We start from the raw sequence: 18,081 nt of genomic DNA, 5'->3' as shown, positions 1-18,081 counted from the left end.
GTATATCCGGTTTGATTGAGGAGTCCATCCATGAACAAGCAAAGCGCATCAATCCGCGGCGGACTGTTGCTGTGCATAGCGGGGGTGCTTTCCGGGTGCGCGACGAACGGCATGACGCGCTCGGGATTCCTCGACACGTATGAGACGCTTGCGCCGACGCGATACGAGCATGTATTGATGTTCCGCGAGCCCGGCTTCGACCCGGGCCGGTACGCCGAAGTCGTGGTGGAACATCCGTTGATCAAGACAAGTTCCGGCCGCATCGAAGGGCTCGACGACGCGCAGCAGCGCGAAGTCCTGGATTATGTCGACGCCGAACTGCATCGTCAGGTGAGCAAGATCCCGGCGGCGCCAGGCGCGGCAGGCCGGGTACGGCTGCGCGTGGCGGTGACCGAACTCCAAACACCCAATCGGATGGTCAATGCGATGACGCTGCTGCTGGTCGGTCCTGTCACAACCGGCGGCGCGAGCCTGGAGTTCGAAGCCGTCGACGACAGCACCGGCCGCCGCATTGGCGCGGCGACCTGCTTCGATCACGGCAACGTCCTCACCGAATTCTTCGCCTCATATACCGTGCTCGGTCACGCCAAGGCCGCGATCACGACGTGCATCGAGCGTATCGATGGCGCGTGGCGGGATACAACGCCCGTGAATACTGCACAGCTATAATTCATGGATTCTTACCGGAGGATTCATGTTCATGCGCGGCTTCGTATCGACATCCATCGCCATGCTTGCCATGGCATCCACCGCCGCGCTGGCCCAGCCGGCCGCCGATACCGCATGGGATGCCGGCGCACGGGCCGCCGACAAGGCCTATTGGGAAGCCTATAACCGCGCCGATCCGGATGGCATGAACGCCTGGCTGGCGTCGGATGTCGAGTTCTATCACGACCGTGGCGGCAAGGTAATCGGCAAGAAGGCGCTGTCCGCGGTGAACGACGGCATGAAGAGCGCGCCGGTCAAATTGCGTCGTGAAGCCGTGCCGGGAACGATCCGCTTTTTCCCGATGCGCCAGGGCGAGACGCTGTATGGCGCGATCGTCACCGGCGAACACCGGTTCTATGCGCGGCCTGCGGGCGCACCCGAGACGCTGGCGGGGCATGCGAACTTTTCGCATCTGATGCTCTTGCAGGGGAAGCAGTGGCGCATCTCACGCATTTTCAGTTACGAGCACGTCGATGCGCCCGCGCCAGCGAAGTAAAGAGCCGTCTTAGAACTCGTAGGCGCCGATATCGACGGCCGCGCCACGGGGGCGTGCCACCAGCATCAGGTCGACTCGCGGTGCCGACGTCGACGTACCGCGGTCGATCGCCGGCGAGCTGCTCGACAGGCGATAGTTGCCGGTGCCGTTGGCCTGGTAGGCCACGAACAGCGGATCCGACGAAATCGTGCCGCTGACGCTACCCGCCACGCGCATGGCGGTGCCGCTTTTTGCCACCAGGTTGTTCACATAACGGTTGTTACCGGCCATTTTGCCCAGTTCGACGATGCCGTAGGTCGTGTTGTCATACACGACGTTGTTGGCAACGTAGTTGTTGGCCGAACCCGTGGTCGTGCCGGCATCGCCCTGGCCCAGCAGGATGCCGTCCTTGCTGCGGAAGACCGTGTTGTTGACGATCGTCGACGCGGTCGCGCCGTGCCATTGTTGAATGCCGGCCATGGCAACGCCCGAGACGAGGTTGTTCGTGACGACATTGTTTGCGTTCGCGATGTAAATGCCCTGCACGGTATTGCACTTGCCGATCATCGAAGCGCCGATGTTGCGCACCACGTTGCGGTCGATGACGACACCGCCGACCGGGCCATAGGTATCGATGGCCGCGCCGCCGCTGCCGTTGCAACCGCCGCTGATGGTCAGGTCATGGATGAAGTTGTTGGTCATCGTGAGGTTCGCGCCGGCGGCCAGGATGCCGTGTCGGCCCGAGCCGGAGATGTCGAAACCGTCGATATCGACGTAGCTGCCGCGCGAATCCCACGTGATGCCGGTGCCCGACACGATGATCTTCGCGCCCCATTTCACGTCCGAGACGAACTTGATGCGGGCGGTTGCGGTACCGCTCTTGCTCGTCTTGATGCCGGCATTGTCCAGCGCGGGCGCGGAGACCCGATACGTGCCCGCGGCAACGTGGATGACGGTGCCGGCGCTTGCGAGCGCATCGGCACGCGCGATCGACTTCACCGGCGCGGTTTGCGTTCCGGGGTTCGAGTCGGAGCCGGTTGTGGAGACATACAAATCCTTGGCGACGGCGGAAGCCATCGGGGCCGCTGCGAGCAGCACGACGGCGCCGCAGGACAGGAGAACGTTTGCACGGATGTTGGAAGCGAAAACAGTGGTTTTTTTCATCGGGAGAAGCCTGGTTCAGCAAGTTAATGAGTAAGCTTTGAGGCAGGGAAACTTCCTAAGTTCACTTTTTTTGGCGAAAAATTTCTGTGGCGTAGCAATCCTTCAAGAAAGAAATCGCCGGCTAGTGAGACAATCTTTCTGAACACACCAACATCACCAGGAATTTGGAATGAATGACCGTATGACCCCAGCCCCGGACCAGGGCCTGCCGACACCGTTATTAGCCGAACTGCAAGCCCGCTTCGGCCCCCGTTGCTCGACCGCCGCCGCGGTGCGCGAACAGCATGGCCGCGACGAATCGTCGTTCGTGGACGTGAATCCGCCGGACGCGGTGGTGTTCGCCGAGGACGTCGCGGACGTCCAGGCGCTGCTCGCGTTGGCGGGCCGGTACGCGGTGCCGGTGATCCCGTTCGGCGCGGGGTCGTCGCTGGAAGGTCATCTGCTGGCGGTACGGGGCGGCATCAGCCTGGACGTGAGCCGCATGAACCGCGTGCTCGCCATCGATACCGCGGACATGACGGCCACCGTGCAGCCGGGTGTGACGCGGATGCAGCTGAACCAGGCCCTCAAGGGCACGGGGCTGTTCTTCCCCGTGGATCCGGGCGCGGACGCGTCGATCGGCGGCATGTGCGCCACCCGTGCCAGCGGCACCAACGCCGTACGCTACGGCACGATGCGCGAGAACGTGCTCGCACTGCAGGTCGTCACGGCCGCGGGCGAGATCGTGCATACCGGGACGCGTGCGCGCAAGAGCAGTGCGGGCTACGACCTGACCCGGCTGATGGTGGGCAGCGAAGGCACGCTCGGCGTGTTCACCGAGATCGTCGTGCGCCTGCATCCGCTGCCGGAAGCGCAGTCGGCGGCCGTGTGCTCGTTCCCGGGCATCGCCGACGCGGTGGGCGCCGCGATCGACATCGTCCAATCCGGCATTCCGATCGCGCGCATGGAGCTGATCGACGCGAATACCGTGCGGATGGTGAACCGGTACAGCAAGCTGGATCTGCGCGAAGAACCGATGCTGTTGATGGAATTCCACGGCACGCCGGCTTCCGTGCGCGAACAGGCGGAAACGGTCGAGGCCCTGGCGGGGGAGCACGGCGGCGCGGCGTTTGCCTGGGCGACCGACCCCGAAGCGCGGTCGCGGCTCTGGACGGCGCGCCACCATGCCTATTTCGCGGCCATCGCCTCGCTACCCGGCTGCCGCGCGATCAGCACCGACACCTGCGTGCCGATCAGCCGCCTGGCGGAATGCCTGCTCGAGTCGGTGCGCGAAGCGGACGAGATGGGCGTGCCGTATTCGCTGGTCGGGCATGTCGGCGACGGCAACTTCCATTTCGGCTACCTGATCGATCCGCACCAGCCCGAGCAGCGCGAACGCGCGGAACTGCTCAACGCCCGGCTGGTGGCCCGTGCGATCCGCCTCGACGGCACGTGCTCGGGCGAGCACGGCATCGGCATGCACAAGATGGATTTCCTGGTGCAGGAAGCCGGGCTGCCCGCGGTGGAACTGATGCGGGCCATCAAGCGCGTGTTCGATCCGCAGAACATCCTCAACCCCGGCAAGGTGTTGTGGGGCGCGGCCGAACAGGGCGCGTTGCGGCGCAGCTGGGCTACGTCCGCGGCAACGCCACCCTGAACACGGTTCCCTTGCCCACTTCGCTCTTCACACCAATCGTGCCCTGATGCCCCTGCACGATCCCGTACACGATCGACAGCCCGAGCCCGGTCCCTTTGCCAACGGGCTTCGTCGTGAAGAAGGGTTCGAAGATGTGATCGAGGTGCGCCGGCGCGATCCCGCATCCGTTGTCCTCGATCTCGACCCAGACGACCTTCTCGTCATGGCCGGTGCGCACGATGATCGTGCCCTTGCCCTCGATGGCGTGGGCCGCGTTGATGAGCAGGTTCAGGAAGACCTGGTTGATCTGCGAGGGCAGGCAATACAGCTCGGGGACGCCGGCGTATTCCTTGACGACGTCCGCCTTGTACTTGATTTCGTTCCAGGCCACGTTCAGGGTGCTGTCCAATCCCTGCTCGAGATCGGCCATTTCCTTTTCCGTGCCGCCGGGCCGGGAGAAATCCTTCAGGTTCTGCACGATGTGTTTGACACGCTGCAGGCCTTCCCGCGATTCGGCGAACAGCGCGTCGAGGTCCTGGCGGATGTCGTCCAGCCCGATGTCTTCCTTCATGAAGGCGACCGGCGCGCGCGCGTCGCCCGGCAGCAGCCCTTCGACACCTTCGAATGCGCTGATGAGCTTCAGGATGTCTTTCGCGTCGCGTTCGAGCGCGCCGAAATTCGAACTGATGAACGCGAGCGGATTGTTGATCTCGTGGGCGACGCCGGCGGCCAGCAGGCCGATCGAGGCCATTTTTTCGGACTGCAGCAGCTGGCCCTGCATGTCGCTCAGCTTGCGGATCAGGACCTGCTGCTGTTCCTTCTCCGCTTCCAGCCGCGCATTGGCCTCTTCCAGTTCCTGCGTGCGCTCGCGCAGGCGCTCTTCCATTTGCTTGCGCTGCGTGATGTCGTAGCCGATGCCGACGATGCCGTTCACCGCGCCGTCCGCGCCGCGCAGCAGCACCTTGGTCGTCACGGTCCAGCCCAATTCGCCCGTGTCCTGGTCCTCGACCAATTCCTCGTAATCGAACAGCGACTGGCCGGAATCCATGACCTGCTTTTCGTCGGCGAAGTATTTGGTCGCCAGCTCGGCCGGGAAGAAATCGTAGTCGGTCTTGCCGATCAGTTGCGGCGGCGTCTCGACGCCGGCCAGGCGGGCCATGCGGTTATTCCCGAACAGGAACCGGCTGTCCCGGTCCTTGGCGTAGATGCGGAAGGGGATGTTGTCGACGAGGGTGTGCAGCAGCGTGTGTTCGAACGCCAGTCCGGTCGCCGACCGGTCTTGCCGGCTCTGTTCCCGCAGGGCCGCGTTCGTCAGCGCGATGGACGCCGCGGTGGCGAGGATGTCGAGCAGCGCGGCGTCGACTGCCGGCGCATGCTCCAGCACGACCATGCCGTCGCCGACCGCGAAGCAGGTCGTGTCTCCAATACAGGCCGTCTCGCCGGCGGCCGCCCAGTATCCGCGCTCGGCGCCGCACAGCGACACCGCAACGGCCACCGTTTCCTGCTGCAGTGTCTCCACACTGGCGTCCGCGGTGAGACGACGTAATCCTTGCGCCAGCGCTGCGAGCGCTGGCTCTTCGGTTTTTCTCTCGGAGAAATTTAGTTTCGGCATGGTAATTTATTCTTGCAGGTTCCTCCCGGTAATTACAAATGGTTTCGACGCATTGGGACAAATAGCCACACTCATGCGCCAAATCGATGACGATCTGTTCACACCTTGGCCGCGACCGTCTCCGTGTCTTGCTGGCGGCGGCCGGCAGCCCGCTTGACCCAGTAATCGGCGCGCTCGATGCCCAGCGCGGCCGGATCGAATTCGGGATCCTTGCCCGCCGCGCGCTGCGCTTCGTAGTCGCGCAGGCATTTGAAGGCCACGTTACGCAGCAGCAGGATCGCGGCGATGTTCAGCCAGGCCATCAGGCCGACGCCCAGGTCGCCCAGCGCCCACGCCACGTCGGCCGTCTTCACCGAGCCGTACACGGTCGCGCCGATCATGCAGACCTTGAGCACGAGCGTCATCCATGGGCGGTGCACGGTGCGGTTGATGTACGCGATATTGGTTTCGGCGATGTAGTAATAGGCAACGATCGTCGTGAACGCGAAGAACAGCAGGGCGAGGGCGACGAACAGCGAGCCGAAGCCCGGCATCACGTTTTCCAGCGCCGTCTGCACATAGCCCGGACCCGACGCGACGCCGTGGACGCCCGTGTGGATCGCGGTGCCGTCCGGGCCTTCGACGTTGTACTGGCCGGTGATCAGCAGCATGAAGGCCGTCGCCGAGCACACGAACAGCGTGTCGATGTAGACCGAGAAGCCTTGCACGAGGCCCTGCTTGGCCGGATGGCTGACTTCCGCGGCGGACGAGGCGTGCGGTCCGGTGCCCTGGCCCGCTTCGTTCGAATACACGCCGCGCTTGACGCCCCACTGGATCGCCATGCCGACGATGGCGCCGAAGCCGGCATCGAGGCCGAAGGCCGAGCTGAAGATCAGCGAGAGCACGCCCGGCAGCTGCTGCCAGTTCAGGAAGATGATGACGCAGGCGACGATGATGTACGCGAGCGCCATGAACGGCACGACGATTTCGGCGAAGTGGGCGATGCGCTTGACGCCGCCGAAGATGATGAAGCCGAGGGCGATGGCGAGCAGCGCGGCGGTGACGTTGGCGTCGATGCCGGTGGCGTTGCGCAGGCCTTCCGCGATCGAATTCGCCTGCACGCCCGGCAGCAGCACGCCGGTGGCGAACACGGTGACGACGGCGAAGATCCACGCATACCACTTCATGCCCAGGCCCTTCTCGATGTAGAACGCGGGCCCGCCGCGGAACTCGCGGTGGATTTGCTCCTTGTAGACCTGGCCGAGCGTGGACTCGACGAACGCGGAGCTCGCGCCCAGGAAGGCCACGGCCCACATCCAGAACACGGCACCGGGGCCGCCGAACGTGATGGCCGTCGCGACGCCCGCGATGTTGCCGGTGCCGACGCGGCCGGCCAGCGTCATGGCCAGCGCCTGGAACGACGATACGCCTTCGGCCGAGCTTTTCCCTTCCATCATGAGGCGCACCATCTCCCGTAGATGACGCAACTGCAGGAAGCGCGAGCGCACCGAAAAATACAGGCCGGCGCCCAGGCACAGGGCGATCAGGGCCGGGCTCCATACGATGCCGTTGATGGCGTTCACCAGGTCGTTCATTGCTTGCGTCTCCAGGTCAGGGATCAGAGGAAGTGCAGGGCCGCCACCGCGATCAGCGTGGGCGGTGTTGCGGCGGCGAGCAGCCCGAGGGGACTGATCGCACGGTCGGGGAAGCTGTCTCTCAGGATCGCGGCGCCGGCCGGGTTGGGCGCGTTGGCGATCAAGGTCAGGCCGCCGCCCGCGACCGCGCCGCCGACGAGGGCGGTCTTGTACGCGAGGCTGAGACCGGGCACCTGGGCGCCGAGGTAGGTGAGGGCGGCATTGTCGGTGATGGCCGTGAGCGCGGTGGTGCCGAAGAACACGGCGTCGGCGCTCATGCTGGTCAGCAGCGGCGCGAGCCACCAGGCCTGCAGGCCGCCGAGCACGACGAGGCCGGCCAGGAAGAAGGCGACGAGCAGCGCCTCGCGCAGGATCAGGTTGTCCTGGTAGCGCTGGTAGGCGGCCGTGAAGCCGAGGAAGAACAGGAAGATGCCCATGAAGACTTGCGGATGATGGGCGAAGACGACGATCAGCACGAGGAACAGCAGGTGCATCGCGATGACCGGCAGGGGCACGGGATCGGCCACCGCATCCGCCGCATCGCCCAGCGCGAGGAAGGAGCGCCGGAACACGACGAGCAGCAGGATCGTGTTCGTCACGACGGCCAGCGCGGACTTCCAGCCGAAGGTGGCAAGCATGAAGCCGAGGTCCCAGCCCCACATGGACGCGACCATCAGCACGGGCGGCGCGGCGAACGGCGTCAGGGTGCCACCGATGGAGACGTTGACGAACAGGACGCCGAGGATGGCGTATTTCAGGCGCGGGCCCGTATCACGTGCTCCCGTTTTGCGGGCGAACACGCCGTCGCGCAGCAGCAGGGCGGCCAGCGTCATCGCGGCCGGTTCGGTGATGAACGCGCCCAGCAGCGGCACGAAGGACAGCACGACGAAGCACAGCGCCATCGTCCGCGGCAGCGGCAGCAGGCGCGCGCCGGTGCGCACGAGCAGGTGGGCGAAGTCGAGGATCGGCCGGCTCCCCGCCACGACCATGATCGCGAACACGAACATCGGCTCCGTGAAGTTGCGCGACTCGAGGTAGGCCACGGACTCGTGGCGGCCGGCGACGCCGAACATGAACAGCATCAGCACCATCGCCCAGAATCCGAACACGACTTCCACTTCGCCGAGCAGGTGCCAGATGCCGGCATGGCGCGGGTGCGTGTGCGCGAGGCGCTCGAAATACTTGACGGAGAAGGTGTGGAGGACGGCCACGCCGAACAGCGCGGCACCGATCATTTGCAGGGTCGTGGGTATAAGCATAGGGTCGTGACAAGGCCGCGTGGCGGCCCGACCAGCGCGTAACACCTGTCACGCCGACATGGCGTGAACACCCCTTATCCCACGAGTATAACGCACGGATTGTAAATCTTGCAGCTGAGCGATGACAGCGCTACCATTCCCTGAATAACCATCAGGAGACACCATGACACACCCGTTTGCCCGGCTGACGGCCGTGCTGCAATTCTCTGTATTGACGCTGGTGGCCTGCGCCGCGCATGCTGCCGCGCACTCCACCGATTCTGTCGACGTCCAACTGGCCGGCCAGCCATCGAAAGCGAGCCACGCCGACAGCCTGATGGCGCCCACGCAGAACATCTACGCCCGCAGCCATGTGAGCCTGGACGGCCGCTGGAGCTACATCATCGACCCGTACGAGAACGGCTACTACGACTACCGCCACATGCCGTTCGACCAGTCGGACAGCGGCAAGGGCGGCTTCTACGACGACCGCAAGCCGAAGGACAAGACGGAGTGGGTCGAGTACGACTTCGACCACGCGCCCACGATGAAGGTGCCGGGCGACTGGAACTCGCAGGCGGAAAAGCTGCAGCTGTACGAGGGCACCGTGTGGCTGCGCCAGGCGTTCCAGGCCGACCCGAAGCCGGGCAAGCATTACGCGTTGTACTTCGGCGCCGTCAACTACGAGGCGCACGTCTACCTGAACGGTAAAAAACTCGGCATGCACAAGGGCGGCTTTACGCCGTTCCAGTTCGACGTGACGGACAAGCTGGCGAAGGGCCGCAACGTCGTCGTCGTCAAGGCCGACAACACGCGCCACCAGGACGAGATCCCGACCGTGAACACGGACTGGTGGAACTACGGCGGCATCACGCGCGACGTGCTGCTGGCCGAGCTGCCGGCCACGTACATCGCCGACTACAAGGTGCAGCTGGCGAAGGGCGACGCCCGCCGCATCGAAGGTTTCATTCAAATGGCGGGGGACAGCAAGGCGCAGCAGGTGACCGTCAGCATTCCCGAAGCGGGCATCAGGACCACCGTGCGCACCGATGCGAACGGCCGCGCGGCGCTGAACTTCCCGGTGAATAAACTGACGTACTGGTCGCCCGAGCAGCCGAAGCTGTACACGGTCGAGCTGTCCGGCGGCGGCGACAAGGTCGTCGACCGCATCGGCTTCCGCACCATCGAGACGCGCGGCCAGGATATCCTCCTGAACGGCAAGTCCGTGTTCCTGCGCGGGATCTCGATGCATGAAGAGAATCCGCTGATCCCGGGCCGTCCGCGCGGCGCCGGCGACATGCGCATGCTGCTGCAGTGGGCCAAGGAGATGAACTGCAACTACGTGCGGCTCGCGCATTACCCGCACAGCGAAGAGATGATCCGCCTGGCCGACGAGATGGGTCTGATGGTGTGGGCGGAAGTGCCCGTGTACTGGACGATCTCGTGGACCAATCCCGACACCTACGTCAACGCGCACGCGCAGCTGACGGACCTCGTCACGCGCGACAAGAACCGCGCGAGCGTCGTCGTCTGGTCGGTGGGGAACGAGACGCCGATCGGCGGCCCGCGCAATACGTTCATGAGCAATCTCGCCAAGACGGCGCGGTCGCTGGACGACACGCGCCTCGTCGCGGCCGCGCTGGAAATCCACCGCAAGGGCAGCGACATCACGGTGGAGGATCCGCTCGCGGATTATCTCGATCTCGCCAGCTTCAACGAGTACGCCGGCTGGTACTGGGCGAGCAATGCGGAGATGCTGAATTACCGCTTCGACGTCCGCTACAACAAGCCGGTCGTGGTGACGGAATTCGGCGCCGAGGCGCTGGGCGGCTACCACGCCGACGCCGACACGCGCTGGAGCGAGGAATACCAGGACACGCTGTACCGCAACCAGTTCAAGATGCTGTCCGCGATCCCGGGCCTGCGCGGGATGACGCCGTGGGTGCTCGTCGACTTCCGCTCGCCGCGCCGCCAGCATCCGTACTACCAGGACTTCTGGAACCGCAAGGGCCTGGTCACGGACGCCGGCAAGAAGAAGCTCGCGTTCTGGACCATGAAGCAGTTCTACGACGACGTCCAGCGCAAGTACGCGCATTGATCGCCGTTTGGTGCGTAGCGGGCAACACGGTGCGCCCGCCCGCATGGCTTCTGGCCCGCGGTCTTCGTCTCTACGATGCATCCATGCCCGATCCCCGGGCCTCTTTCAGGAGACCATGATGCTTACCGTAGATACCCCGTTGCGCCCCGCCAGCCACGGCCCCGAAGAACTGGTGCCGTCCCGTTACGCACTGAAGGTCGGCGACATCGACGTGATGGTGGTCAGCGACGGCGTGCTGCCGCTGCCCGCCACGACGATGGCGACCAACGCCGATCCGGCCGAGCTGGCGGACTGGCTCGATCACATGTTCCTGCCGCCCGACAAATTCGACTGGCCGCTGAACGTGCTCGTCGTGCGCAGCGGCGACCAGACCATCCTCGTCGATGCCGGTGTCGGCACGCAGTTCCCGGGCTTCCCGCGCGCCGGCCAGTTCCCGGCGCGGCTGGAGGCCGTCGGCATCGATCTCGCGTCCGTGACGGACATCGTCATCACCCACATGCACATGGATCACGTGGGTGGACTGCTGGCGCCCGGCGTGAAGGAGAGACTGCGTCCGGACGTGCGTATCCACGTGACCGACGCCGAAGTGAAATTCTGGGCGTCGCCCGATTTCTCGCTGACGGTCATGCCGGACGCGGTGCCGCCCGTGCTGCGCTCGACGGCCGCGCGCTTCCTCGACGAATACCGCGACCGGCTGCAGGTCTTCGAGGAGCGCCGCGAAGTCGCGCCGGGCGTGGTGGCGCGGCGCACCGGCGGCCATACGCCCGGCCATTGCGTGGTCGACCTGGCGTCCGGCGGCAAGCGGCTGATGTTCGCCGGCGATGCCGTCTTTCCCGTCAACTTCGAGCATCCCGGCTGGCAGAACGGTTTCGAACACGATCCGGAAGAAGCGGCCAGGGTGCGCGACCGCCTGTTCCGCGAGCTGATGATTGATGGCGGACTGCTGGTTGCGGCGCACCTGCCGTTCCCGTCCATCGGGCGGGTGATGGCGGATGGCGACGCGTACCGCTACGTGCCGGTGTTCTGGGATTACTGACGCCGGCGTTCGGTCGCGCTCAGTCGCGGTCGGGCGCACCCAGCGGGAACAGGGGACGGTACTGCCGCGCCTCGTCCACCGCGCGGGCAAACGACGGCCGCGCCAGCAGGCGCGCGCGGTAGGCGCGCAGCGTCGGGTATTGCGGCCCGATCGGATGCGTCCAGTCCGCGTAGAACAGCGCGGGCGCGGCGGCGCAATCCGCGAGCGAGAACGTGTCGCCGGCCGCCCACGTGCGCCCGGCCAGGTAGCCTTCAAGCCATTCGTAGGCGAGTTCCAGTTTTTCCGTCGCCGTCGCGACGGCGTCCGCGCGTTTGGCCGCATCGCCCGTCAGCGCGCCGTTCACCGCGTGCTGGACCATGTTCATCACGTGCAGGTCGAAGAAGCGGTCCATGAAGCGCACGTCCAGCGCCGCGAGCGGATCGTCCGGCAGCAGGCGCACGGGCCCCGGATGCGTCAGGTGCAGGTATTCGATGATGATGCTCGTCTCGACGACGTTGCGCGCGCCGTCGACGAGGAGCGGGAATTTGCGCAGCGGCCAGCGTTGCAGCCACTGCGCCGCGTGCTGCGGCGTGTCCGGCCCGAGGCAGCGGAACTCGAAAGGCGTGTCGTTCTCGTACAGCGCGACGAGCACTTTTTGCGTGTACGACGAGAAAGGATGACCGTAGAGTGCGAGCGTCATGGGAGTTCTCAGCCGTTGCCCACGGCGCAGGGTAGCCCGGGTTGCGGGACTGTTCGGGGGTTGTCCAGTATCTCCGGTGTGGTAATTTGTCGTCAATACTAATGTCATCTCAGTGGTCAAGCGTGAACCTGAGACTTCATCCTTTCAGTATGATGAAGAATGACATTACCGGTTTCATGCATGAATCGCCTGATAAACAACCTGCCGTTTTTGCTTGCCGCACTGGCTTGCTCGTCGCCGTCGGCAGCCGACGTGTCCTGCGCGCAGCAGATGGGCCAGCAACGCGCGGCGCTGTAACATGCTCGCGGGCGAGTCGTATCGCCCCAAAGGCGATGAGCGGACTGCCCTCGTCAAGCACATCAAGTTGTTGAAATAAGAGGCCGTATGGATCATCAAGATTGGACTCCCGTTACCCACGAATCCTGCGACAACGTCCCGGGCCCGTTCTACCACGGCACCAGAATCCGTTTCCAGCCGGGCGACGTATTAATTCCGGGCCACGCCTCCAATTTCGAGGAAGGCCGCGTTTCCAACAACGTGTATTTCAGCGCCTCGATGGAGGCCGCGATCTGGGGGGCCGAACTGGCGACGGCGCTCGGCGGCGCCGAGGGACGGGGGCATGTGTATATCGTGGAACCCACGGGGACGTTCGAGGACGATCCCAACCTGACGAATAAACGCTTTCCCGGCAATCCCACGCGCTCGTACCGCACGCGGACGCCGCTCAGGATCGTCGGGGAAGTGGCGGATTGGCAGGGTCACCCGCCGGAGGTGATCCGGCAGATGCTCGACCACCTGGAAGAATTGCGGCGCGCGGGGCGTGCCGTGATCGAAGACTAGAACACCGGCTCAGTCGCGCGACCGTTTCTTCGCGCGGCGCGCCGCCAGCAGCGCGGCCACGCCGGCGCCGGCCAGCCACAGCGTGCCCGGTTCCGGCACGTCGCCGTGCGGTTTGGTCGGGTTTTTGCCTGGGTCTTTGCCGGGATCGTTGGTTTGGCCAGGCTGGTCCGTCGGCAGCAGGGTGCCGGGGATCGTCGGGTTTTTCGTGCCGGGATCGGTGGTCGGTTGCGTGCCGTCGGCGCCGGGCGATGTTCCGTCCGGCGACGTTCCGCCCGTCGTGCCGTCAGGCGTCGTGCCGCCCGTCTTGCCCGGATCGCTGCCACCGCCGGAACCGTCGTTGCCCGGCGTGCCGGTGCCCGGGTCGCCGTCGGTACCGGTTTGCACGGTGTCGCTCGACACCTTGGCCAGCGATACCGGCAGGGCGCCGCCGTCCCAGATGGGGCCCATGCCGGCACCCGGGATGCCGTTCAGGCCGAAGCTGGTGCGCGTGGGCGCCGTGCCGCCGGTCTGCGCCGTCTCGCCGTTTCCGAAGGTCTGCAACTGGTAGCCGTGGCCAGCCGGATTGGTATCGGCCGCGTACCCGACCTGTTCCATGGTGCCTTCGTCCTGCTGGGCCTCTTCGACGGACGAATCGAGTTCTTCCTCGCTGGGTCCCTTGGCTTCGACGGGCAGCTGGGGCACGTCGGAAATGCGGTTGCCGCAGCGCGTGCGGATCTCGTTCTGGCCGTCGGACAGCAGCGTTTCGCCTTTGGCCAGCTGGAGTTTCTTCGCCGTCCAGAACACCTTGTCGCCCTTGCGGTACGAGACGTACACGGCGCGCGGCTTGTCGACGGTCCTGACGGTGGTCTTGCTTGCCTCGAATGCCGCGTAATGCGCCGCCACGACCTGGTCCACGGCGATGGCATGCGTGAGTTCCTTGCGGTCGAGGACGCCGCCGGGCACGATCGAATACGGATAGACGCGGCGCGTCTTCTTCGTCTCCACCTGGGCCGCGGTGCGCAGCACGGCCGGCACCGGCGTCGCGGCGGCGGCCGGCGCATGCGCCTGCGCGGACACCGTCGGCGCCGTGGACTCGTGCATCGCGTACGCGTACAGCGCGGCGCACGCCACCACGCCAAGCACGCCGACAGCGGCCAGGCGCTGTTTCAGACGCGACCCCTTTCTGCTTCGGCGAATGTAGGCGCTGCGGTAGTCCATACGAGGTTTGTAAGAGTGATAGTAGGAGATCTCCTACAGAGTATCATCTTTCCTCGTATCAAATCTACATTATTCTAGAGAAATTCTATTTGCATAGTGTAAATAGCGACACTTGCCGTTCAGCGCTCGACGAGCGCCAGCACGGCCGTGATGTTGTCGCGGCTGCCATGCGCCTTGGCGAGGGCGATCAGCTCGGCGCAGCAGTGCTCCAGCGCCTGCGCATGCGCGCCGGCCAGCACCTGCTCGATGGCGGCGTGCGGCGTGTTGCCGTACAAGCCGTCGCTGCACAGCAGGTATAAATCGCCGGGATGGGATGTGCATGCCTTGACGTCGGGCGCGATGGCGGCCGTCGGGCCGATCGCCTGCAGCAGCAGGTTACGCGGCGGGAAGTCGCCCGAAACGCCCGCTTCCAGCGCCTGCTGGTACATCGTCTGGTCGCGCGTGAGCACGGCCAGTTCGCCGTCGCGGTAGCGGTACAGGCGGCTGTCGCCGACGTGGAAGATGACGAGCGGGCCGCCCGGCAGGCTTTGCCAGAAGCCCGTCAGCGTGGTGCCCATGCCGCTGCCTTCGCCGCGGCCGCCTTGCAGATTCGCGCCGTACACGCGCGCATTGGCGGCGTCGACGGCTTCGTGCACGGCCACGACGGCGGGCATGTGTTCGTCCTGCCAGGTCGCGTCCGGGTCGGCCGCATCGCCGGGCGAGGATTTTTTCGGGGCGGCGGCGGCGAGCGCATCGCGCACGGTTTCCAGGGCCAGGCAGGCTGCGATTTCGCCGCCGTCGTGACCGCCCATGCCATCTGCGACGGCCACCAGGCGGAGCAGGGGATCGATGAGGAAGTTGTCTTCGTTGGACTGGCGTACGAGGCCGACGTCGGTCAATCCGTACGCGCTGCCGAAGGCGAGACGGTGGTAGATGCTCGGGGTTAGCTGCTTCCAGGTGCTCATCGAACGCGGTGGATATCAATACAGGTGCGGCATGCTAGCACGCTGCCCTGGAGGGTTGGCGATTTTCACGGCAGCCGCAGGACGCCGCTGACCGTGAAGCGGATCTCGCCCGGCCTGTCGCCCGGCGCCGTCTCGATGCGCAGGTCGGACAGGCCCTCGCGGTGGCTGCCCGCGACGAGTGCCGCGACGGTATCCAGCAGCCTGTCCGCGCGTTCGGGCGGCAGCGCCGCGGGTGCCGCGACCGGGCCGAAGTACTGGTCGAGCAGCGCCGCGAAATCGCGCCGCGTCGTCACGCAGAACACGGGGCGCGACTGCGGGAACAGCGTGGCGACGGCATTGTCCGCCCTGACTTTGTCCGGGTCGATGCAGACGACGTACAGCGCATGCTCGTTGCGCTCCACCGGCAGCCACTGGCGCGCTTCGGCGGACGCGCGGTCCATGCCGTCGAGGAGTTCCGCCGGCACGCGCCGCCCCGGGTGGAAGGCGAGATAGGGCACGGCGAAATGGTCCGCGAGGGCGCGCCCGACGACGGGCAGTTTCACCTTGAAGTCGTCGAGCAGCACGTCCTCGACGTCGCGGCCCTGCGCGCGCGCCTGTGCCACCGCCTGCTCGACCTGCTCGCGTCCCAGCGCGCGGGATCCCAGCGCGCCGACGAAGCCCGTGCGCTCGCGTCTCGGTTTCCTGCCGGCGCTGGGCGAATGCGATGGCGAGCGTGTCGCACAGGTAGCGCGCGCCTTCGACGACCGTGCTGTCGAACGGGCCGCCGCGCAGGTTGTTGATCAGCTGGAGGACGCCGATGACTTCGCTGTCGTGCATGATCGGGACGACCAGCATCTGCGTCGTGCGGTAGCCCGTGCGCCGGTCGACGCCCTGCTGGAAGCGCAGGTCGGCCGCGTAGCGCTGCAGTTCGGCGGCATCGTAGACGTCGTTCAGGTTGAGCAGCCGGCGCGCCAGCGCGGCATAGCCGGCCACGCTCTGCGCGGAGATCGGCAGGCGCAGCTGGCGGAACGACGCCATCCCCGTCTTGATCTTGGAGACGAGGCTCGCCTTGTCCTCGCCGACCGTGTAGATCGTCAGGCGGTCCGCGCCGAACAGCGTGCAGATGCCCTCGGACAGGTCGAGCATGATCTCGTCGACGTTGCGCGTGGCGTGGATGCGCGTCGTGAGCTGCTGCAGGCGGCGGAAGAAGTCGCCGTTCGCCACGATGGTCGCGTCGCTCATGGCCGGGTCATGGGCGCGAGACGCGTCGCGTCGGCGTCTTCGACACGGGTCGCATCCACATCGTCCGGCACCTGGCGCACGACATCGGACGGGGAGCGGGGCGTGACCGTGTCCAGCGGACGCCACAGGTCGGGAAACAGCGGTGATGCGAGCGTGTCGCCGTCGAGCGCGCGCCGCAGATCGTCGCGGAACGCTTCGGCGCTGGGGTAGCGATGTTCCGGCCGCTTGGCGAGGGCGCGCATCAGGACGCGGTCGAAGGCCGGGCCGAGCAGGGGATTCAGCAGGGTCGGCGGGACGGGGTGGTCGTGCAGGATCTTCTGCTGCACCGCGAACATGCCGGCGCCGCGGAACGGCCGCTCGTTGGTGAGAAACTGGTACAGGATGATCCCGACGGCGAAGATGTCCGACTGCGGGCCGACGGCCTGGCCCGTGATCTGTTCGGGCGCCATGAAACTGGGCGTGCCGACCATCTCCGCGCCGTCGGCATCCTGTACCGCCGCGTTCAGCGCGGCCATGTGGGCGACGCCGAAGTCCGTCAGTTTCACGGAGAGGTCGTGGCTCAGCATCACGTTGGCCGGCTTGATGTCGCGGTGGATCACGCCGTTGCGGTGCGCGTAGCCGAGGGCGTCGAGCAGCTCGCACGTCATGCGCACGGCATCCTCGAGCGTGAACTCGAGGTGGAAGTCCTGGGTCATGTCGAAGTAGGCCGCCAGCTCTTCGCCGCGCACCAGTTCCATCACCATGTAGGCGACGCCGTCTTCCTCGCCGAAGTCGTACAGGCCGACGATGTGCGGATGGTTCAGCCGCGCGACGGCCTGCGCCTCGCGGATGAAGCGGGCCGAATACGACGCGTGCAGCTCCGGATCGGCATCGCAGGCGGTGGAGATGACCTTGATCGCGACGCTGCGGTCCAGGCGCGGATCGAGGCCTTCATAGACCTCGCCCATGGCGCCGCGTCCGAGCACGCGCACGATCCGGTATCTGCCTAGCTGCGTCGGTTGGTTCATGGGCGCAAGTGTAAATCAAATTACCATGCCGACAATGAAAATCGGCGCCGCGGGTTTATACTTGATGTATGAACGACACCCGCTGCACCTGGGCCAACATGGCCAACCCACGCTACATCGCTTATCACGACCACGAGTGGGGCGTACCCTGCCACGACGAGACGACGCTGTTCGAAATGCTCAACCTCGAAGGCGCGCAGGCCGGGCTGTCGTGGGAAACGATCCTGAACAAACGCGACAACTACCGCCTCGCCTTCGACGGCTGGGACGCGGACAAGATCGCGAACTACGACGATGCCAAGGTCGCGGAACTGCTCGCGAATCCCGGCATCGTGCGCAACCGCCTGAAGGTCGCGGCCGCCATCAACAATGCGCAAGCGTACCTGCGCCTGCGCGAACAGGGCTTGACCCTCGACGACTACCTGTGGGCCTTCGTGGACGGCAAGCCCATCGTCAACGACTGGCCAGACGGCGCGCGGCCGGCCCGTACCGAGCTGTCCGACCGCATCTCGAAAGACCTGGCCAGGCGGAGCTTCAAGTTCGTCGGCTCGACCATCGTGTATGCCTACATGCAGGGCATCGGCATGGTCGACGATCACGACCGTGCCTGCCTGTGCCGCCGCCGGAGGTGATG

At 65.7% G+C, this 18,081-nt stretch carries 16 protein-coding genes and 1 pseudogene; 7 read left to right on the top strand and 10 right to left on the bottom strand.

Annotation, left to right across the window (positions count from 1 at the left end; genetic code table 11):
- The first annotated feature begins 30 nt into the window (after nucleotides 1–30).
- Together ACL58G_RS01245 and ACL58G_RS01240 are read left to right on the top strand one after the other, a co-directional pair.
- Nucleotides 31–669 carry a DUF3313 family protein gene (locus tag ACL58G_RS01245; RefSeq protein WP_413386275.1) on the top strand — a complete coding sequence of 213 codons (639 nt, stop codon included), beginning with the start codon at nucleotides 31–33 and terminating at the stop codon, nucleotides 667–669.
- 25 nt (nucleotides 670–694) lie between these two features.
- The gene (locus ACL58G_RS01240; protein WP_413386276.1) at nucleotides 695–1,204 is read left to right on the top strand and encodes a nuclear transport factor 2 family protein; all 510 of its coding nucleotides are present in this window, start codon (nucleotides 695–697) and stop codon (nucleotides 1,202–1,204) included.
- 9 nt (nucleotides 1,205–1,213) lie between these two features.
- On the opposite strand, the gene ACL58G_RS01235 is transcribed toward ACL58G_RS01240, so the two are convergent.
- The gene (locus tag ACL58G_RS01235) at nucleotides 1,214–2,347 is read right to left on the bottom strand and encodes a choice-of-anchor Q domain-containing protein (RefSeq protein ID WP_440964724.1); all 1,134 of its coding nucleotides are present in this window, start codon (nucleotides 2,345–2,347) and stop codon (nucleotides 1,214–1,216) included.
- Nucleotides 2,348–2,516: 169 nt separating this feature from the next.
- Between ACL58G_RS01235 and ACL58G_RS01230 the strand changes: the two genes are divergently transcribed.
- A complete protein-coding gene (locus ACL58G_RS01230) occupies nucleotides 2,517–3,983 on the top strand; it encodes an FAD-binding oxidoreductase (protein WP_413386278.1) in 1,467 nt (488 codons plus the stop codon).
- Here ACL58G_RS01230 and ACL58G_RS01225 read toward each other — a convergent pair.
- The 3 genes from ACL58G_RS01225 to ACL58G_RS01215 all read right to left on the bottom strand — a co-directional run bounded on the left by ACL58G_RS01225 (nucleotide 3,958) and on the right by ACL58G_RS01215 (nucleotide 8,446).
- Nucleotides 3,958–5,574: an ATP-binding protein gene (locus ACL58G_RS01225; RefSeq protein ID WP_440964723.1), complete on the bottom strand. Its 1,617-nt coding sequence runs from the start codon at nucleotides 5,572–5,574 to the stop codon at nucleotides 3,958–3,960. The genes ACL58G_RS01230 and ACL58G_RS01225 overlap by 26 nt on opposite strands.
- 98 nt (nucleotides 5,575–5,672) lie before the next feature.
- Nucleotides 5,673–7,148: an alanine/glycine:cation symporter family protein gene (locus ACL58G_RS01220; RefSeq protein ID WP_440964721.1), complete on the bottom strand. Its 1,476-nt coding sequence runs from the start codon at nucleotides 7,146–7,148 to the stop codon at nucleotides 5,673–5,675.
- 23 nt (nucleotides 7,149–7,171) lie between these two features.
- Entirely contained in the window at nucleotides 7,172–8,446 is a 1,275-nt protein-coding gene (locus tag ACL58G_RS01215) for a putative Na+/H+ antiporter (RefSeq protein WP_440964719.1), read from the bottom strand.
- Between the two features lie 163 nt (nucleotides 8,447–8,609).
- On the opposite strand from ACL58G_RS01215, the gene ACL58G_RS01210 reads away from it, so the two are divergent.
- Both ACL58G_RS01210 and ACL58G_RS01205 read left to right on the top strand, forming a co-directional pair.
- Nucleotides 8,610–10,523, top strand: a complete 1,914-nt coding sequence (locus tag ACL58G_RS01210) for a glycoside hydrolase family 2 protein (protein WP_440964717.1) — start codon at nucleotides 8,610–8,612, stop codon at nucleotides 10,521–10,523.
- A gap of 115 nt (nucleotides 10,524–10,638) precedes the next feature.
- A complete protein-coding gene (locus tag ACL58G_RS01205; protein ID WP_413337778.1) occupies nucleotides 10,639–11,559 on the top strand; it encodes an MBL fold metallo-hydrolase in 921 nt (306 codons plus the stop codon).
- Nucleotides 11,560–11,578: 19 nt separating this feature from the next.
- Here ACL58G_RS01205 and ACL58G_RS01200 read toward each other — a convergent pair whose 3' ends face one another.
- The gene (locus ACL58G_RS01200; RefSeq protein ID WP_440964715.1) at nucleotides 11,579–12,238 is read right to left on the bottom strand and encodes a glutathione S-transferase family protein; all 660 of its coding nucleotides are present in this window, start codon (nucleotides 12,236–12,238) and stop codon (nucleotides 11,579–11,581) included.
- A gap of 384 nt (nucleotides 12,239–12,622) precedes the next feature.
- Here ACL58G_RS01200 and arr point away from each other — a divergent pair, with 384 nt between their 5' ends.
- On the top strand, nucleotides 12,623–13,078 hold the full coding sequence (arr, locus tag ACL58G_RS01195) for an NAD(+)--rifampin ADP-ribosyltransferase (RefSeq protein ID WP_413337776.1): 456 nt from the start codon (nucleotides 12,623–12,625) through the stop codon (nucleotides 13,076–13,078).
- A 9-nt stretch (nucleotides 13,079–13,087) separates the two neighbouring features.
- On the opposite strand, the gene ACL58G_RS01190 is transcribed toward arr, so the two are convergent.
- The 5 genes and pseudogenes from ACL58G_RS01190 to ACL58G_RS01170 all read right to left on the bottom strand — a co-directional run bounded on the left by ACL58G_RS01190 (nucleotide 13,088) and on the right by ACL58G_RS01170 (nucleotide 17,447).
- Complete coding sequence (locus ACL58G_RS01190; protein ID WP_440964714.1) at nucleotides 13,088–14,275, bottom strand: PEP-CTERM sorting domain-containing protein; 1,188 nt, start codon at nucleotides 14,273–14,275, stop codon at nucleotides 13,088–13,090.
- A 119-nt stretch (nucleotides 14,276–14,394) separates the two neighbouring features.
- Nucleotides 14,395–15,219: a PP2C family protein-serine/threonine phosphatase gene (locus tag ACL58G_RS01185; RefSeq protein WP_440964712.1), complete on the bottom strand. Its 825-nt coding sequence runs from the start codon at nucleotides 15,217–15,219 to the stop codon at nucleotides 14,395–14,397.
- Between the two features lie 65 nt (nucleotides 15,220–15,284).
- Nucleotides 15,285–15,821, bottom strand: a complete 537-nt coding sequence (locus ACL58G_RS01180; RefSeq protein ID WP_440964710.1) for a hypothetical protein — start codon at nucleotides 15,819–15,821, stop codon at nucleotides 15,285–15,287.
- Between the two features lie 106 nt (nucleotides 15,822–15,927).
- Nucleotides 15,928–16,440 (bottom strand): annotated as a pseudogene (locus tag ACL58G_RS01175) (GAF domain-containing protein); the annotation flags it as partial.
- Complete coding sequence (locus ACL58G_RS01170; protein ID WP_440964708.1) at nucleotides 16,437–17,447, bottom strand: serine/threonine-protein kinase; 1,011 nt, start codon at nucleotides 17,445–17,447, stop codon at nucleotides 16,437–16,439. The pseudogene ACL58G_RS01175 and the gene ACL58G_RS01170, both read right to left, overlap by 4 nt.
- 68 nt (nucleotides 17,448–17,515) lie before the next feature.
- Between ACL58G_RS01170 and ACL58G_RS01165 the strand changes: the two genes are divergently transcribed.
- Nucleotides 17,516–18,079 carry a DNA-3-methyladenine glycosylase I gene (locus ACL58G_RS01165; RefSeq protein WP_413386288.1) on the top strand — a complete coding sequence of 188 codons (564 nt, stop codon included), beginning with the start codon at nucleotides 17,516–17,518 and terminating at the stop codon, nucleotides 18,077–18,079.
- The last annotated feature ends 2 nt before the right edge of the window (nucleotides 18,080–18,081 follow it).

Origin of the sequence: Massilia sp. GER05 (assembly GCF_052056005.1) — a bacterium.
In the GTDB taxonomy this organism is placed as follows: domain Bacteria; phylum Pseudomonadota; class Gammaproteobacteria; order Burkholderiales; family Burkholderiaceae_D; genus Telluria; species Telluria orientalis.
The sequence above is the reverse complement of the archived record's forward strand: the minus strand, read 5'-3'. Positions and strand labels throughout refer to the sequence as shown.

Excerpts from the sequence above, each read along its gene's own strand:
- ACL58G_RS01245 (WP_413386275.1), top strand. The coding sequence starts at position 31 with ATGAACAAGCAAAGCGCATCAATCCGCGGCGGACTGTTGCTGTGCATA.
- ACL58G_RS01240 (WP_413386276.1), top strand. The coding sequence starts at position 695 with ATGTTCATGCGCGGCTTCGTATCGACATCCATCGCCATGCTTGCCATG.
- ACL58G_RS01235 (WP_440964724.1), bottom strand. The coding sequence starts at position 2,347 with ATGAAAAAAACCACTGTTTTCGCTTCCAACATCCGTGCAAACGTTCTC.
- ACL58G_RS01230 (WP_413386278.1), top strand. The coding sequence starts at position 2,517 with ATGAATGACCGTATGACCCCAGCCCCGGACCAGGGCCTGCCGACACCG.
- ACL58G_RS01225 (WP_440964723.1), bottom strand. The coding sequence starts at position 5,574 with ATGCCGAAACTAAATTTCTCCGAGAGAAAAACCGAAGAGCCAGCGCTC.
- ACL58G_RS01220 (WP_440964721.1), bottom strand. The coding sequence starts at position 7,148 with ATGAACGACCTGGTGAACGCCATCAACGGCATCGTATGGAGCCCGGCC.
- ACL58G_RS01215 (WP_440964719.1), bottom strand. The coding sequence starts at position 8,446 with ATGCTTATACCCACGACCCTGCAAATGATCGGTGCCGCGCTGTTCGGC.
- ACL58G_RS01210 (WP_440964717.1), top strand. The coding sequence starts at position 8,610 with ATGACACACCCGTTTGCCCGGCTGACGGCCGTGCTGCAATTCTCTGTA.
- ACL58G_RS01205 (WP_413337778.1), top strand. The coding sequence starts at position 10,639 with ATGATGCTTACCGTAGATACCCCGTTGCGCCCCGCCAGCCACGGCCCC.
- ACL58G_RS01200 (WP_440964715.1), bottom strand. The coding sequence starts at position 12,238 with ATGACGCTCGCACTCTACGGTCATCCTTTCTCGTCGTACACGCAAAAA.
- arr (WP_413337776.1), top strand. The coding sequence starts at position 12,623 with ATGGATCATCAAGATTGGACTCCCGTTACCCACGAATCCTGCGACAAC.
- ACL58G_RS01190 (WP_440964714.1), bottom strand. The coding sequence starts at position 14,275 with ATGGACTACCGCAGCGCCTACATTCGCCGAAGCAGAAAGGGGTCGCGT.
- ACL58G_RS01185 (WP_440964712.1), bottom strand. The coding sequence starts at position 15,219 with ATGAGCACCTGGAAGCAGCTAACCCCGAGCATCTACCACCGTCTCGCC.
- ACL58G_RS01170 (WP_440964708.1), bottom strand. The coding sequence starts at position 17,447 with ATGAACCAACCGACGCAGCTAGGCAGATACCGGATCGTGCGCGTGCTC.
- ACL58G_RS01165 (WP_413386288.1), top strand. The coding sequence starts at position 17,516 with ATGAACGACACCCGCTGCACCTGGGCCAACATGGCCAACCCACGCTAC.